Raw genomic sequence first — 14,630 nt, forward strand, 5'->3', positions numbered from 1 at the left:
ATGACTATCCCGGTGTGGTTTATCACCCTGCCCGGCGTGATGGCGCTGGATCTCACCGGCCCGGCGGAGACGCTGAAGCTGGCGCGAAATGCCTTTTCCCTGCGCTATATCGGCCCCGATGAAAGCGTGCTGATGTCGACGGATATGCTGGTCAGCCGTATTGAACCGCTGCCGGAGTCGCTGCCGGACGGCAGCCTGCTGGTGCTGCCCGGCGTGAGCGACTCAAAGGTGTGGTTTGATACGCCGCAGGCGATGGCGGTGCGCAACTGGCTGATGCGCATGCAGCCCGCGATCCACGCGCGTAAAATCACCCTGGTGTGCGTCTGTTCCGGGGCGCTGCTGGCGGCGAAAGCCGGATTGATGAAAGGGGTGAGCTGCACCACGCATCACGAGGTGATCGAGCGTCTGAAAGCGGCAGAACCCGCTGCATTGGTGAAAGAAAACCGTATTTTCGTTGAAGATCGCGGCATCTGGACCAGCGCGGGCATTACCGCGGGCATCGATTTATGCCTGCATCTGATCGGTCATCTGTGCGGTTCGCAGGTGGCGCTGGATGTGGCGCGGGAAATGGTGGTCTATTTTCGTCGTTCGGGCGAGGATCCGCAGCTGTCACCGTGGCTACGCCACCGCAACCATATCCACCCGGCGATCCACCGCGTGCAGGATCTGCTGACGCTGCAGCCGGAGCAGGAGTGGCCGCTGGAGGAGATTGCCGCCCGGGTCCACGTCAGCTCGCGCCACCTGACGCGCCTGTTCCGCCAGCATCTTGGCATTAGCGTGCGCGACTACCACGAGCAGCTGCGCCTGACGATTGCCCGGCAGCGGCTGCACAGCGGGGAAAACAGCGAACGCGCCGCCCTCTCCGCTGGCTTCTCCTCATCACGCCAGCTGCGCCGCGCTTTGCAGCGCTGGCAGGAGTGAAGTCACTCCCCGCGATTTCAATTTGCTGAATTACTGTGCTAGTGTTACCTGTAACATTGTCACAGTCTGTTTCAGATTAAGGATAAGGTTTGCCGATAAAAAACGATGAACAATTATACTGGCTGCACCTCGGGGCGGGGGCTTTTCACCGCGCACATCAGAGCTGGTATCTTAATCAACTTCACCAGCAGGGCGACCGCAGCTGGGCCCTCTCCCTCGCCAATATTCGCAACAGCAGCACTCAGCAAACCCTGCAACAGCTTTCCCGTCAGCAGGGGCGTTACACGCTGGAAATTATCTCACCGGATGGGGAAAAACAGTATCAGCCGATAGAGGCCATCGGCGAGGTGATTTTATGGGATAGCGAGCTTAAGTCGCTGGTTGCCCGCGGTGCCGACCCCCGCACCAGAATCATCTCTTTCACCGTCACCGAGGGCGGCTATTTCCTCAATGAGGACGGTCATCTTGACCTGACACACCCGGCGATTGCCGCCGATCTCGCGCAGCAGCAAGAGACCAGCACGCTGTATGGTGCGTTAGTCAAAATCCTGCAGCAGCGTATGGACGATAACAGCGGTGCCGTCACCCTGCTGAACTGCGATAACCTGCGCAATAACGGCGACAGCGTGGCGCGTGGACTGCGCGAATTCGTCGCCGCACAGGGTAATCAAGCGCTGCTGGCGTGGATTGAGCGCAATACCTCCGCACCTAATGGCATGGTGGACCGCATTACGCCAAAATTTGATGAGGCGATCTTCACGCGGCTGGCACAGCAGGGTATTACTGACGACCGTGCGCCGCTCTCCTGCGAGTCCTTTAGCCAGTGGGTGCTGGAAGATAACTTTATAGCCGGGCGCCCCGCGCTGGAGCGTGCAGGGGTGGAGTTTGTCAGCTGCGTCACGCCGTATGAAGAGGCAAAAATCCGCGTGCTCAATGCCAGCCACAGCGGCATTGCCTGGGCAGGGGCGCTGTTGGGTAAACAGTACATTGATCAGAGCCTGCAGCCGGTTATCAGCCAGTGGATGCGCGATTATGTGCAGCAGGATGTCGCCGCCGCGCTGGGCGAGACTCAGGTCGATCTGGCGCTTTATTGTGATACCACGCTAAACCGCTTTAGCAACCAGTGGGTGCGCGATACGACCCAGCGCGTTTCGTCGGACAGCATCGCTAAACTGCAGCAGTTTATCGTGCCGACGCTGAAAGCCCGCTATCAGCAGCAGAGCTCGCCGCACGCCGCGCTGATCCTGCCGGCGCTGCTGTTCCGCTTTATGCAGCTGCGCCAGCGCGGCGAGCTGCCGTTCGAGTATCAGGATCGCGCCCTTAATGAGGTGCCGTTTGATGCGATCTTCGCCAGCGACGATCCGCTACAGGCATTTATCCAGGAGAAAACGCTGTTTGGTTCACTGGCCGCTATCCCACAGTTCGCGCAGGATATGCGCCGGGCGCTGGAGCGGGTCGACAGTGGCTTACAGCAGACACGAGGTCAGTCATGAAAAATCTGTTAATTGTTGCCGCCACTATTGCGCTGGCGCTGTTATCCATCATCTTTCTGTCGCCGTGGCCGGTCTGGCTCGGCACGCTGGCCGCGTGGGTGACCACCGGCTCGTTCTGCCTGCAGGTGATGCATATCGTCAAAAATAAAGACACCAGCGGCCTGTCGCTGGGGATGTGGGCGGCGCTGTTCTTCGGCGTCTCCTGCTGGACCTGGTACGGTCACCGTATGCACGATGTGCCGGTGATGGCCGCCAACGGCATTACCGCCCTGCTGGCGCTGACGGTGATCCTGCTCAAGCTGTGGCACGAGCGCCCGATGCCCAACCCTAACCGCCGCAGGCTGGTGCGCATGCCGGGGGTGATCCTCAACCCGCGTATCCGCCGCCTGCGCCCGTTAAAAGTGGCGCGCAGCGAGCGGAAAAAGGCTCAGCTCACCAAGTGACGCTGATCGATGCGCCGCAGGCCGATAGCCAGCAGCAGGCTACCGGCCAGGGTAACACCGAACACCAGCGGGATGTCGATCAGCGGGTGGTCGGTGTTATCGAGATGATGGGTGCGCATAAAGTGGATAAACAGCGCATGGAAGCCGTAGATCGGTAGCGAATTACGCGCAATCAGCGCAAAGAACGGATTGACGCGCTGGTTCATGGTGTTTTTAAACAGCACCAGCAGGCTGACGGCGGCGATAAACACCGCCGGGCCGCAGTAGAGATACCAGGTATCGGCAAAGGCGCCGTTAATCGCGAACTGCCGTTTAGTGCCGAAGGCAATCAGCGCCACGCAGGCGATAAAACTCCCCCCCGCCAGCCAGCTGACGCCGCGCTTTTGCGTGTCCATGGTGCCGATCGCCCGGCCAAGCAGCGCGTAAAGCAGGTAATAAATCGTATCGCCATTGATATACAGATTGATCGGCAGCCAGTGGAAGCGGGCGATCGAGCTGTCGACGGTGTTCGGGTTCGCCAGCAGCGCCAGCACCAGCGTGGCAATAGCCAGATAGCGGGCGCTGACCGCTTTAACCTGAATCAGAGGGGAAAACAGGTAGATAGCGATGATCGCGAAGAAGAACCACAGGTGGTAGAACACCGGCTTCTGCAGCAGATGTTTCACCGACATCGCTTCATTGATCGGCGTCAGCAGCGTGACATAAACCAGCGCCACCGCGCTGTAAAACAGCAGGCACAGCACAATGCGCAGAAAGTGGCGCCGCTCGGCGCTGCGCTCGCCGAAGAACAGGTAGCCGGAGATCATAAAGAAGATCGGCACGCACACGCGCGACGCGGAGTTGAGCAGGTTGGAGAGGTCCCAGCTGTGTTCTCCTACCGACATCCCGGTGGTGACGTACCAGGTGGTGGTGTGGATCATAATCACCATCAGGCAGGCAACCGCGCGTAAATTATCTATCCAGCCAATCTTTTGCGACATTTCGTCCTCATTTCCCGGCAAAGTCTGCATCAATGCGAGATTGAGGGTAGCCAGGTGGCTGCGCTTCAACAACCCGGCCAAAGGAAAATTCAGAACAGGATGAACCGATTTATGGCGCAGCGGTGAAATATCCCTGAATGAATCCTTCTGTGCCTTTTGGTAATAGGCCCGGTCAAAGGGTATACTGGCGCCCACTTTTTATCACCACTCGTATCGCGTGCGAAATCATCATGCAAAAGTTTGATACCAAGACCTTTCAGGGCCTGATCCTGACCTTACAGGATTACTGGGCGCGCCAGGGCTGCACCATCATCCAGCCGCTGGATATGGAAGTGGGCGCGGGCACCTCTCACCCCATGACCTGCCTGCGTGCGCTCGGTCCCGAGCCGACGGCGGTTGCCTACGTGCAGCCTTCACGCCGCCCGACCGATGGCCGCTACGGCGAAAACCCGAACCGCCTGCAGCACTACTACCAGTTCCAGGTGATCATCAAGCCATCGCCGGACAACATTCAGGAGCTGTACCTCGGTTCGTTAAAAGAGCTGGGTATGGATCCGACCATTCACGATATTCGCTTCGTGGAAGACAACTGGGAAAACCCCACCCTGGGCGCCTGGGGTCTGGGCTGGGAAGTGTGGCTGAACGGCATGGAAGTGACGCAGTTCACCTACTTCCAGCAGGTTGGCGGCCTGGAGTGTAAGCCGGTAACCGGCGAGATCACTTACGGTCTGGAGCGCCTGGCGATGTATATCCAGGGCGTCGACAGCGTGTACGATCTGGTATGGAGCGACGGTCCGCTGGGTAAAACCACCTACGGCGACGTGTTCCATCAGAATGAAGTGGAGCAGTCCACGTACAACTTCGAATACGCCGATGTCGACTTCCTGTTTACCTGCTTCGAGCAGTACGAGAAAGAGGCGCAGAGCCTGCTGGCGCTGGAAAAACCGCTGCCGCTGCCAGCCTACGAACGTATTCTGAAAGCCGCACACAGCTTTAACCTGCTGGATGCGCGTAAAGCGATCTCCGTCACCGAGCGCCAGCGCTATATTCTGCGCATCCGCACCCTGACGAAAGCCGTGGCTGAAGCCTATTATGCCTCCCGCGAGGCACTCGGCTTCCCGATGTGCAATAACAAGAAATAAGAGGCAGCCATGACTGATAAAACTTTTCTGGTGGAAATTGGCACCGAAGAACTGCCTCCGAAAGCGCTGCGCAGCCTTGCCGAGTCCTTCGCTGCCAACGTGACCGCCGAGCTGGATGCTGCGGGCCTGGCCCACGGTGAAGTGAGCTGGTTCGCGGCCCCGCGCCGTCTGGCGCTGAAAGTCGCCAGGCTGAGCGCCGCACAGCCGGATCGCGAAGTTGAAAAACGTGGCCCGGCAATCCAGGCGGCATTCGACGCCAACGGCGTGGCAACCAAAGCGGCCGAAGGCTGGGCGCGCGGCTGCGGCATCACCGTTGACCAGGCCGAGCGCCTGAGCACCGATAAAGGCGAGTGGCTGATGTACCGCGCACAGGTGACGGGCGAAAGCGCCCAGGCTCTGCTGCCGGCGATGATTGCCACCTCCCTCGCTAAGCTGCCGATCCCGAAACTGATGCGCTGGGGTGCTTCCGAGGTGCAGTTCGTGCGCCCGGTCCACACCGTCACGCTGCTGCTGGGCGATGAGCTGATCCCGGCGAAAATCCTCGGTATCGACTCTGCCCGCACTATTCGCGGCCACCGCTTTATGGGCGAGCCGGAGTTCACCATCGATAATGCCGATCAGTATCCGCAGATCCTGGTCGAGCGCGGCAAGGTCCAGCCGGACTTCGAAGCGCGTAAAGCGATGATCAAAGCCGGTGCGGAACAAGCCGCCGCGCAGATTGGCGGCGTCGCCGACCTGAGCGAAAGCCTGCTGGAAGAGGTGACCTCGCTGGTTGAGTGGCCGGTCGTGCTGACGGCGAAGTTTGAAGAGAAGTTCCTCGCGGTTCCGGCGGAAGCGCTGGTCTACACCATGAAGGGCGACCAGAAGTACTTCCCGGTGTACGACAATGCGGGCAAGCTGCTGCCGAACTTTATCTTCGTCACCAACATCGAGTCGAAAGACCCGCAGCAGATTATCTCCGGTAACGAGAAAGTGGTGCGCCCGCGCCTCGCCGACGCCGAGTTCTTCTTCAACAGCGACCGTAAGCGCCGCCTGGAGGATAACCTGCCGCGTCTGGAGACCGTGCTGTTCCAGAAAGAGCTGGGTACGCTGCGCGATAAGACCGATCGTATTCAGGCGCTGGCGGGCTGGATTGCCGCACAGATTGGTGCAGATGTGAATCACGCCACCCGTGCTGGCCTGCTCTCCAAGTGCGACCTGATGACCAACATGGTGTTTGAGTTCACCGACACTCAGGGCGTGATGGGCATGCACTACGCGCGTCACGACGGCGAAGCCGAAGACGTGGCGGTGGCGCTGAACGAGCAGTATCAGCCGCGCTTTGCCGGTGACGATCTGCCGTCTAACCCGGTAGCCTGTGCGCTGGCGATTGCCGATAAGATGGATACCCTGGCAGGCATCTTTGGTATTGGTCAGCATCCGAAAGGCGATAAAGACCCGTTCGCACTGCGCCGCGCCGCGCTGGGCGTGCTGCGTATTATCGTTGAGAAGAACCTGCCTCTCGACCTGCAGACCCTGACGGAAGAAGCCGTGCGCCTGTACGGCAGCAAGCTGTCGAACGCCAAAGCGGTGGATGAAGTGATCGACTTTATGCTCGGTCGTTTCCGCACCTGGTATCAGGAAGAGGGCCACAGCGTGGATACTATCCAGGCCGTGCTGGCTCGTCGCCCGACCCGCCCTGCTGACTTTAATGCCCGCATGCGAGCGGTGTCTCACTTCCGCACGCTGGATGAAGCAGCCAGCCTGGCGGCCGCCAACAAGCGCGTCTCCAACATTCTGGCGAAGGCAACCGAGCCGCTGAACGACAGCGTGCAGGCGTCGCTGCTGAAAGAGAATGAAGAGATTAAGCTGGCGACCTACGTCTCCGCGCTGAGCAGCAAACTGGCACCGTTCTTCGCCGAAGGCCGTTACCAGGATGCGCTGATCGAGCTGGCCCAGCTGCGTGAAGCGGTGGATAACTTCTTTGATAAGGTGATGGTGAATGCCGAAGAGAAAGAAGTGCGTATCAACCGTCTGACGCTGCTGGCGAAACTGCGCGAGCTGTTCCTGCAGGTGGCGGATATCTCGCTGCTGCAGTAACCTTTGCGGGCGGACCGGAAAAGAGGGTCCGCCCCTACATGATTGAGGTTGCCCCGAACCGTAGGGGGCGACCTTCTTTTTCGGTCGCCCCGTGTTGAGGGTTTGTACCCGCCGTCATGAAGACCATTTTTTCCGGTCGCCCCGCGTTGAGGGTTTGCACCCGCCGTCATGAAGACCATTTTTTCCGGTCGCCCCGTATTCCGTTCATCCTGTTTTACAATTCCTCCTTGCCCCTGGCGCCTCATTTCCCTACCCTGTGCGGTTTTTGCCAACCAGGTAGACACTATGCACTCCTCTGGATTCGCTGCCAAAGCAGCTAACACCCCGCTGGAACCTTTCGAATTTACCCGCCGCGATGTACAGCCAGGCGACGTGCTGATCGACATTCACTACTGCGGCGTCTGCCATTCTGACCTGCATATGGCGCGTAACGAGTGGGGCGTCAGCCAGTTCCCGCTGGTGCCTGGCCATGAAATTGTCGGGCGCGTCATCAGCACCGGCCACGCGGTCAGCCACGTGAAAGCGGGCGATCTGGTCGGCGTCGGCGTCATGGTCGACTCCTGCGGCCACTGCGCGCAGTGCCATAGCGGTGAGGAGCAGTATTGCGAAGCGGGCTTTACCGCGACCTATAACGGCGAAGAGAAAATCATCGGCGGCAAAACCTTCGGCGGCTATGCCGATAACATCGTCGTCGACGGCAAATTCGTGGTCAGCGTGCCGGAAAACCTCGAGCTGAGCGCCGTGGCGCCGCTGCTGTGCGCGGGCGTGACCACCTGGTCGCCGCTGAAGCACTGGAACATCCAGCCGGGCCAGCGTGTTGGGGTGATCGGTCTGGGTGGCCTGGGGCATATGGCGGTCAAGCTGGCGCATGCGCTGGGCGCGGAAGTGGTGCTGTTTACCACCTCCCCCGCGAAGGGGGCAGATGCGCTGCGCCTCGGGGCGACGCAGGTTGTGGTCTCCAAAGACGCGGAGCAGATGGCGAGCGTGGCGAACAGCCTGGATATGATCCTCGACTGCGTGGCCGCCCCGCACGACCTCGACCCTTACCTCAATGCGCTGAGAACCAACGGTCATCTGGTGCTGGTCGGCATTCCTGACGCACCGCACAAATCGCCGAACGTCACCCCTGTGGTATTTAAGCGCCTGAGCATTTCCGGCACTTCAATCGGCAGCATCAAAGAGACGCAGGAGATGCTCGATTTTTGCGGCCAGCATAATATCGTGTCCGAGGTGGAAGTGATCCGTCTTGATCAGGTCGAGCAGGCGTTTGAGCGCATGCTGAAGGGCGATGTGAAGTACCGTTTTGTCATTGATATGAAAGCCGGGAAGTAAGCCTTAAAAACCAAAAACCCGCCTCGGGGCGGGTTTCTTCTGCTAGCCCAGCAGCTGTCTGCCAAGGCAAGGATTCGAATGTAATAACTTCATTAATTTCTGTGCACTGCCTGATGGCCTGGTGCGGTTTGCCTCCCAGCTTTTCACCGACGAAACGCTCACGCCTAATGCCTGGGCAAACTCACCTATCTGCATGCCGGTAATTTCCCGAACGCGCTTAGGCTCGGGGAGATTCACCTCGCTTTTCGCTACGGGTGCGGCCTGCATCATCACTTCACGCGTTAACACTATCTGCTCCAGACTGGACAGCAGCTCCGACATAGGATCTTTCAACTCCATAAGCACTCCTCAAAAACTCACATCACGTGAACAACCAGAGGGGGGAGAACCTGATTCTCAGGTTCTGAATGCTGGCATACAACAGCCGCTGGGGAGCTTTTAAGGCAGCACAGGGAAATGCCAGAGACTTAAGTATGGGATCAATTCTGTGAAGCGGAGCCATATTTTATGCTTATTTTTCAAACTTGCTTAAAATCAGCTAACTGGGGTCACAACAATCAGAAGAATCGCGCTATCCGCTATCCATCAAAAGTGAATTGGACTATTCTTTACCCAGAATTTATCTGTCAGCCAATTCGGTAAGTACTTGTTAACAGGAGTTAATTTTTTATGACTACAGGAACATCACGCATCTGGACGCGTCTGCTGGTGCCATTTATGGCACTGTTTCTGGTGTTGCAGCTAACCGGCTGTGGCGACAAAGAAGCCGATCAGCGTAAAGCCTTCATCGATTTTCTGCAAAATACCGCAATGCGCAGCGGTGAACACCTGCCGAGCCTGAGTGAAGATCAGAAGCAGAAATTTGGCGCTTACGTCAGCGACTACGCGATTATTTACGGCTTCTCCCAGCAGGTGAATAAAGCGGTCGATTCCGGCCTGAAGCCGGTGGTGGACGAACTGTCTGCTATCCGTACTCCGCAAGATTACCTGACGCGCCGCGACTCGCTGCGCCAGGCGAGCGGTTCACTGGGCGTGCTGGCCCAGCAGATCCAGGCCGCGAAGACGCAGGCCGACAGCAGCAAGGGTGCCCTTAAGCAGCCGGAAGAGCTGAAGACGGTGTATGACAACGTCTATAACAAAGTGGTGACTCAGCCTGCTGCTTCGCTGGCCCCGCTGTTACCGGCGCTGCAGACGCTGAGCCAGGACGCGGTACAGACGGGTGATTTCCTGCAGCAGCAGGGGACTCGCGTCAGCTTCAACGGCTCGACGGTACAGTTCCCGACGCAGGAGCAGGCCACGCAGTACAACACGTTGATGAGCAACCTGAGCGCGAATGCTCAGGCGCTGCCGCAGGCACAAAGTGCATTGCAGGGTGGTTTCCAGTAAGTCATTCGTCAGGGCCGGAGATCTTCGGCCCTTTCTCTCTCTTTCACGCCAATAATTAATTTCCTGCCGTAATTTTATTACATCAGAGTCGACCGGCAGATTGATCGGCCAATGAAGTGTGATCTGGCGCGTTTTGCCTCAAAATATTTTGTGACTTGAATCACAAAAAGGCTACAAAGCCACAACGTTAATTTGTGATTCATGTCACATCAATACGCTACAATTGATTAATTTTCAGGCTAAGTCCTTTTGCTACAGTGAATAAATGTGATCTTAGTCACTAAAAAACCCCATCTACCCCACCCTTCATAGTGATCTGTATCACACTTTAGCCCGCCGCTACGCAGCACCATATCCGCGTGATAAAGTCCGCCTGCATACAGTGATACTGACGGTTTAACCCGCTGTCACGTCTAAAACAAAAATCAACGCGCTCTCTTATTGTCAGCGCGTACCAATAAGGGGTGTTTGTTTATGTCCTCATCAGATATCAAGATCAAGGTTCAGAACTTTGGTCGCTTTCTGAGCAACATGGTAATGCCGAATATCGGGGCGTTTATCGCCTGGGGTATTATCACCGCGCTGTTTATTCCAACCGGATGGCTGCCAAACGAAACCATGGCGAAGCTGGTTGGTCCGATGATTACCTATCTGCTGCCGCTGCTGATCGGTTATACCGGTGGCCGCCTGGTTGGCGGCGATCGCGGTGGCGTGGTCGGTGCGATTACCACCATGGGTGTGATTGTCGGTGCCGACATGCCAATGTTCCTCGGCTCGATGATTGCCGGTCCACTGGGCGGCTGGGCAATTAAAACCTTCGACCGTCAGATTGATGGCAAGATCAAATCTGGCTTCGAGATGCTGGTGAACAACTTCTCTGCCGGTATCATTGGCATGCTGCTGGCCATCCTCGCTTTCCTGGCGATTGGTCCACTGGTTGAAGGTCTGTCGCATATTCTCGCCGCGGGCGTGAATCTGATGGTGCAGAACAACCTGCTGCCGCTGACCTCTATCTTCGTTGAGCCGGCTAAAATTCTGTTCCTGAATAACGCCATCAACCACGGTATCTTCTCGCCGCTGGGTATCCAGCAGGCCAGCGAAGCCGGTAAGTCGATCTTCTTCCTGATCGAAGCGAACCCAGGCCCGGGTATGGGCGTGCTGATGGCGTATATGTTCTTCGGCCGCGGCAATGCCAAACAGTCCGCCGGTGGCGCGGCAATCATCCACTTCTTCGGTGGTATCCACGAAATCTACTTCCCGTACGTGCTGATGAACCCGCGCCTGATTCTGGCGGTTATCCTCGGTGGTATGACCGGCGTGTTCACGCTGACTCTGCTGAACGGCGGCCTGGTGTCCCCGGCTTCTCCGGGCTCTATCCTGGCGGTGCTGGCAATGACGCCAAAAGGCGCCTACTTCGCGAACATCGCCGCGATTGTCGCTGCTTTTGCTGTCTCCTTCGTGGTCTCTGCCATCCTGCTGAAAACCAGCAAAGTGAAAGAAGATGACGATATTGAAGCCGCGGCTCGCCGTGTGCAGGAGATGAAAGCCCAGTCTAAAGGTCAGAGTGCGGCCGGCGTTGCCGCTGCTGATGGCCTGCACGGTGACCTGAGCCACGTGCGCAAAATCATCGTAGCCTGTGATGCCGGTATGGGCTCCAGCGCCATGGGTGCAGGCGTGCTGCGTAAGAAAGTGAACGATGCTGGTCTGACTGCGGTTTCCGTTACCAACATGGCGATTAACAGCCTGCCGGGCGACGTTGACCTGGTGATCACCCACCGCGACCTGACCGAACGTGCGATGCGCCAGGCCCCTCATGCCCAGCACATCTCGCTGACTAACTTCCTCGACAGCGGCCTGTACACCGACCTGACTGCACGCCTGGTGGAAGCCGGACGCAGCGCCGACCATCGTGAGAAAGTCAGCGCGACGCTGAACGACAGCTTCGATGATGGCCAGGACCACCTGTTCAAACTGAGCGCCAGTAACATCTTCCTCGGCAACGTTGCGACGGATAAAGAGCAGGCGATCCGCTTTGCCGGTGAGCAGCTGGTGAAAGGCGGCTACGTTGAGCCGGAATATGTGGAGGCGATGCTGGCGCGTGAAAAACTGACGCCAACCTACCTAGGCGAATCCATTGCCGTGCCGCACGGCACCGTGGAAGCGAAAGACCGCGTGCTGAAAACCGGCGTCGTGTTCTGTCAGTATCCGCAGGGCGTTCACTTCGGTGAAGAGCCGGAAGATATTGCCCGCCTGGTGATCGGTATTGCCGCGCGCAATAACGAACACATCCAGGTGATTACCAGCCTGACTAACGCGCTCGACGATGACAGCGTGATTGCCCGCCTGGCCAGCACCACCGACGTGCAGGAAGTTCTCGACCTGCTGTCAGGTAAAACCAGCGCCTGAGCCGGTTGAAGTCAATACCTCCCTGGGGGCTGGGCATGCCCGGCCCTTTTTTGCTTTGGGCATGCCCGACCTTTCCATTTTTGATACGGGAATAATTATGAAAGCATTACATTTTGGCGCCGGAAATATCGGCCGTGGCTTTATCGGTAAACTGCTGGCGGATGCCGGTATACAGCTCACCTTCGCGGATGTGAATCAGGTGGTACTGGATGCCCTCAACGCGCGCGGAGAATATCCGGTTCACGTCGTCGGTGAGCAGGCGCAGGTTGAGATCGTTAAAGGGGTAAACGCGGTTAACAGCACCAGCGATGACATTATCACGCTGGTCGCAGAGGTTGATATCGTTACCACGGCAGTTGGCCCACAGATCCTTGAGCGCATTGCCGCTGGCATTGCCAAAGGGCTGGCCAAACGCAGTGATAGCGCTAATTCCCGTCCGCTCAATATCATCGCCTGTGAAAATATGGTGCGCGGCACCACGCAGCTGAAAGGCCACGTGCTGAAGGCGCTGCCAGAGCAGTATCACGCCTGGGTTGAAGAGCATGTCGGCTTTGTTGACTCTGCCGTTGACCGCATCGTGCCGCCGTCAGAAGCAGGCAACAGCGACCCGCTGGAAGTCACCGTGGAGACCTTCAGCGAGTGGATTGTCGATAAGACCCAGTTCAAAGGCGCGCTGCCTGATATTCCCGGCATGGAGCTGACGGACAATCTGATGGCGTTCGTCGAACGTAAGCTGTTCACGCTGAACACTGGCCATGCCATTACCGCTTACCTTGGCCAGCTGGCCGGGCATAACACCATCCGCGAAGCGATTCTCGATGAGAAAGTGCGGAAAGTGGTGCAGGGCGCGATGGAAGAGAGCGGTGCCGTGCTGATTAAGCGCTATGGCTTTGACGCGGCAAAACACGCGGCGTACATCCAGAAAATCCTCGCTCGTTTCGAGAATCCCTACCTGAAAGATGATGTGGAACGCGTCGGCCGCCAGCCGCTGCGTAAACTGAGCGCGGGCGACCGTCTGATCAAGCCAACGCTCGGCACGCTGGAATATAACCTGCCGCACGATAATCTGGTGACCGGTATCGCCGCTGCTCTGCACTACCGCAGCGATCAGGACCCGCAGGCGCAGGAACTCGCCGGGTTGCTGGCGCAGCAGGATGTTGCCAGCGTGCTGGCGCAGATCTCTGGCCTGCCTGCCGACAGCGATGTCGTCAAGGCGGTAGTGAAGGCCTGGAACGCTATGGCATAATGGTGCAAGCGCTCCTCACGGACGAACAACCAGGGCACAGCACTGCTGTGCCCGCGCAGGCGTCCTTACGCCATATGAAAGATATGCAGGCACTCATGGAACAACCACAGGCTTTTGAAAATCGGGTGCTCGAACGCCTGAACGCCGGACGATCGGTAAGAAGTTTTCTGATCGCCGCCGTTGAACTGCTGGCTGAGGCCGTGAACATTCTGGTGGTGCAGGTGTTCCGTAAGGATGATTACGCCGTTAAGTATGCCGTAGAACCGCTGCTGCTCGGCGATGGCCCGCTGGGGGAACTCTCGGTGCGCCTGAAGCTGATTTATGGCCTCGGGATGATTAACCGCAACGAGTATGAAGACTGCGAGCTGCTGATGGCGCTGCGTGAAGAGCTGAATCATGACGGCAGCGAGTATCGCTTTACCGATGATGAAATTCTCGGGCCCTTTGGCGAGCTGCACTGCGTTAGCGCGCTGCCGCCGCGCCCTGATTTTGCCAGTGACGATAGCGAGCTGCGCGCCATGCAGCAGCAGCGTTATCAGCAGGTGGTGCGCTCGACGATGGTGCTGTCCCTGACGACGTTAATCTCAGTGATCAGTCTTAAGCAGGCTTTTAAAAAGTAACCCGCCCTTTCCCCCTTTGCCCCGCTTTCGTGTATCCTTTGCAGCAATGAATCAATTTAACGGTCAATCGCGATGAAAGAACAAGTTAAGGCAGAAATCAAAGAGCTCAGCGACAAGCTGGATGCCCTTAATCACAAAGAACCCGGGCTGCTGGCCTCTGGCGAGAGCGAAAAGCTCGGCGAACTGCTGAAAGAGAAAGACAAGCTGGAAGCGGAAATCGAACGTCTGCGCGGCGTGCGTGCGGAAAACCTGAGTAAAGAAGCTCAGCAGCTGCAGCAGCTGCCGTTCAGCCGTGAAATCACCAAGAAAGAGCAGGCTAACATGGGCGCGCTGAAGAAGAGCGTGCGCGGCCTGATCGTGGTTCACCCAACGACTGCCCTGGGTCGAGAAATGGGCCTGAAAGTCATGACTGGCTACGCTAAAACCCCATTCTAAGTGCCCAAAGCTGTACGGGGAGCAGATTGCTGCTGTTCCCCAGCCCTCTTGTACTCGTTCGTCTTACTCCCCCCTCCAGAATAAATATCGAAAAACATCAATAACGCGATAGTCGCGACTTTACTACTCGCTATTTTTTTATAAACA

At 57.7% G+C, this 14,630-nt stretch carries 13 protein-coding genes; 11 read left to right on the top strand and 2 right to left on the bottom strand.

Annotated features, from left to right (window positions below):
- The 3 genes from J2Y91_RS07580 (at position 1) to J2Y91_RS07590 (ending at position 2,857) form a co-directional block, all read left to right on the top strand.
- On the top strand, positions 1 to 921 hold the full coding sequence (locus tag J2Y91_RS07580) for a GlxA family transcriptional regulator (protein ID WP_253537759.1): 921 nt from the start codon (positions 1 to 3) through the stop codon (positions 919 to 921).
- Between the two features lie 89 nt (positions 922 to 1,010).
- Positions 1,011 to 2,414, top strand: coding sequence for a D-arabinitol 4-dehydrogenase (gene dalD, locus J2Y91_RS07585; protein WP_253537761.1), 1,404 nt, complete (start codon positions 1,011 to 1,013; stop codon positions 2,412 to 2,414).
- Positions 2,411 to 2,857 carry a SemiSWEET family sugar transporter gene (locus J2Y91_RS07590; RefSeq protein WP_253537763.1) on the top strand — a complete coding sequence of 149 codons (447 nt, stop codon included), beginning with the start codon at positions 2,411 to 2,413 and terminating at the stop codon, positions 2,855 to 2,857. Before dalD ends, J2Y91_RS07590 begins: the two co-directional genes overlap by 4 nt.
- On the opposite strand, the gene J2Y91_RS07595 is transcribed toward J2Y91_RS07590, so the two are convergent.
- Positions 2,842 to 3,837 (bottom strand): acyltransferase, encoded by a 996-nt coding sequence (locus J2Y91_RS07595; protein WP_253537765.1) that lies wholly within the window; start codon positions 3,835 to 3,837, stop codon positions 2,842 to 2,844. The two genes, J2Y91_RS07590 and J2Y91_RS07595, sit on opposite strands and share 16 nt — an antisense overlap.
- A 230-nt stretch (positions 3,838 to 4,067) precedes the next feature.
- Here J2Y91_RS07595 and glyQ point away from each other — a divergent pair, with 230 nt between their 5' ends.
- The 3 genes from glyQ to J2Y91_RS07610 all read left to right on the top strand — a co-directional run bounded on the left by glyQ (position 4,068) and on the right by J2Y91_RS07610 (position 8,390).
- The gene (gene glyQ, locus J2Y91_RS07600; RefSeq protein WP_012443081.1) at positions 4,068 to 4,979 is read left to right on the top strand and encodes a glycine--tRNA ligase subunit alpha; all 912 of its coding nucleotides are present in this window, start codon (positions 4,068 to 4,070) and stop codon (positions 4,977 to 4,979) included.
- A gap of 9 nt (positions 4,980 to 4,988) precedes the next feature.
- Positions 4,989 to 7,058: a glycine--tRNA ligase subunit beta gene (glyS, locus tag J2Y91_RS07605; protein ID WP_048917864.1), complete on the top strand. Its 2,070-nt coding sequence runs from the start codon at positions 4,989 to 4,991 to the stop codon at positions 7,056 to 7,058.
- Between the two features lie 285 nt (positions 7,059 to 7,343).
- The gene (locus J2Y91_RS07610) at positions 7,344 to 8,390 is read left to right on the top strand and encodes an NAD(P)-dependent alcohol dehydrogenase (RefSeq protein WP_253537768.1); all 1,047 of its coding nucleotides are present in this window, start codon (positions 7,344 to 7,346) and stop codon (positions 8,388 to 8,390) included.
- A 42-nt stretch (positions 8,391 to 8,432) separates the two neighbouring features.
- On the opposite strand, the gene J2Y91_RS07615 is transcribed toward J2Y91_RS07610, so the two are convergent.
- Entirely contained in the window at positions 8,433 to 8,729 is a 297-nt protein-coding gene (locus J2Y91_RS07615; RefSeq protein ID WP_048917866.1) for an HTH-type transcriptional regulator, read from the bottom strand.
- A gap of 330 nt (positions 8,730 to 9,059) precedes the next feature.
- Between J2Y91_RS07615 and J2Y91_RS07620 the strand changes: the two genes are divergently transcribed.
- The 5 genes from J2Y91_RS07620 (at position 9,060) to J2Y91_RS07640 (ending at position 14,483) form a co-directional block, all read left to right on the top strand.
- Positions 9,060 to 9,776, top strand: a complete 717-nt coding sequence (locus J2Y91_RS07620; protein ID WP_048917867.1) for a DUF3053 domain-containing protein — start codon at positions 9,060 to 9,062, stop codon at positions 9,774 to 9,776.
- A gap of 474 nt (positions 9,777 to 10,250) precedes the next feature.
- A complete protein-coding gene (locus J2Y91_RS07625) occupies positions 10,251 to 12,182 on the top strand; it encodes a PTS mannitol transporter subunit IICBA (protein WP_048917868.1) in 1,932 nt (643 codons plus the stop codon).
- A 97-nt stretch (positions 12,183 to 12,279) separates the two neighbouring features.
- Positions 12,280 to 13,428: a mannitol-1-phosphate 5-dehydrogenase gene (mtlD, locus tag J2Y91_RS07630; RefSeq protein WP_133622403.1), complete on the top strand. Its 1,149-nt coding sequence runs from the start codon at positions 12,280 to 12,282 to the stop codon at positions 13,426 to 13,428.
- Between the two features lie 74 nt (positions 13,429 to 13,502).
- Entirely contained in the window at positions 13,503 to 14,048 is a 546-nt protein-coding gene (mtlR, locus tag J2Y91_RS07635; protein ID WP_048917874.1) for a mannitol operon repressor MtlR, read from the top strand.
- Positions 14,049 to 14,120: 72 nt separating this feature from the next.
- Entirely contained in the window at positions 14,121 to 14,483 is a 363-nt protein-coding gene (locus J2Y91_RS07640; protein WP_048917870.1) for a YibL family ribosome-associated protein, read from the top strand.
- Positions 14,484 to 14,630: the final 147 nt, after the last annotated feature.

The sequence above is a fragment of the Erwinia aphidicola genome (assembly GCF_024169515.1).
Classification (GTDB): Bacteria; Pseudomonadota; Gammaproteobacteria; order Enterobacterales; family Enterobacteriaceae; genus Erwinia; species Erwinia aphidicola.

Excerpts from the sequence above, each read along its gene's own strand:
- J2Y91_RS07580 (WP_253537759.1), top strand. The coding sequence starts at position 1 with ATGACTATCCCGGTGTGGTTTATCACCCTGCCCGGCGTGATGGCGCTG.
- J2Y91_RS07590 (WP_253537763.1), top strand. The coding sequence starts at position 2,411 with ATGAAAAATCTGTTAATTGTTGCCGCCACTATTGCGCTGGCGCTGTTA.
- J2Y91_RS07595 (WP_253537765.1), bottom strand. The coding sequence starts at position 3,837 with ATGTCGCAAAAGATTGGCTGGATAGATAATTTACGCGCGGTTGCCTGC.
- glyQ (WP_012443081.1), top strand. The coding sequence starts at position 4,068 with ATGCAAAAGTTTGATACCAAGACCTTTCAGGGCCTGATCCTGACCTTA.
- glyS (WP_048917864.1), top strand. The coding sequence starts at position 4,989 with ATGACTGATAAAACTTTTCTGGTGGAAATTGGCACCGAAGAACTGCCT.
- J2Y91_RS07610 (WP_253537768.1), top strand. The coding sequence starts at position 7,344 with ATGCACTCCTCTGGATTCGCTGCCAAAGCAGCTAACACCCCGCTGGAA.
- J2Y91_RS07615 (WP_048917866.1), bottom strand. The coding sequence starts at position 8,729 with ATGGAGTTGAAAGATCCTATGTCGGAGCTGCTGTCCAGTCTGGAGCAG.
- J2Y91_RS07620 (WP_048917867.1), top strand. The coding sequence starts at position 9,060 with ATGACTACAGGAACATCACGCATCTGGACGCGTCTGCTGGTGCCATTT.
- J2Y91_RS07625 (WP_048917868.1), top strand. The coding sequence starts at position 10,251 with ATGTCCTCATCAGATATCAAGATCAAGGTTCAGAACTTTGGTCGCTTT.
- mtlD (WP_133622403.1), top strand. The coding sequence starts at position 12,280 with ATGAAAGCATTACATTTTGGCGCCGGAAATATCGGCCGTGGCTTTATC.
- mtlR (WP_048917874.1), top strand. The coding sequence starts at position 13,503 with ATGAAAGATATGCAGGCACTCATGGAACAACCACAGGCTTTTGAAAAT.
- J2Y91_RS07640 (WP_048917870.1), top strand. The coding sequence starts at position 14,121 with ATGAAAGAACAAGTTAAGGCAGAAATCAAAGAGCTCAGCGACAAGCTG.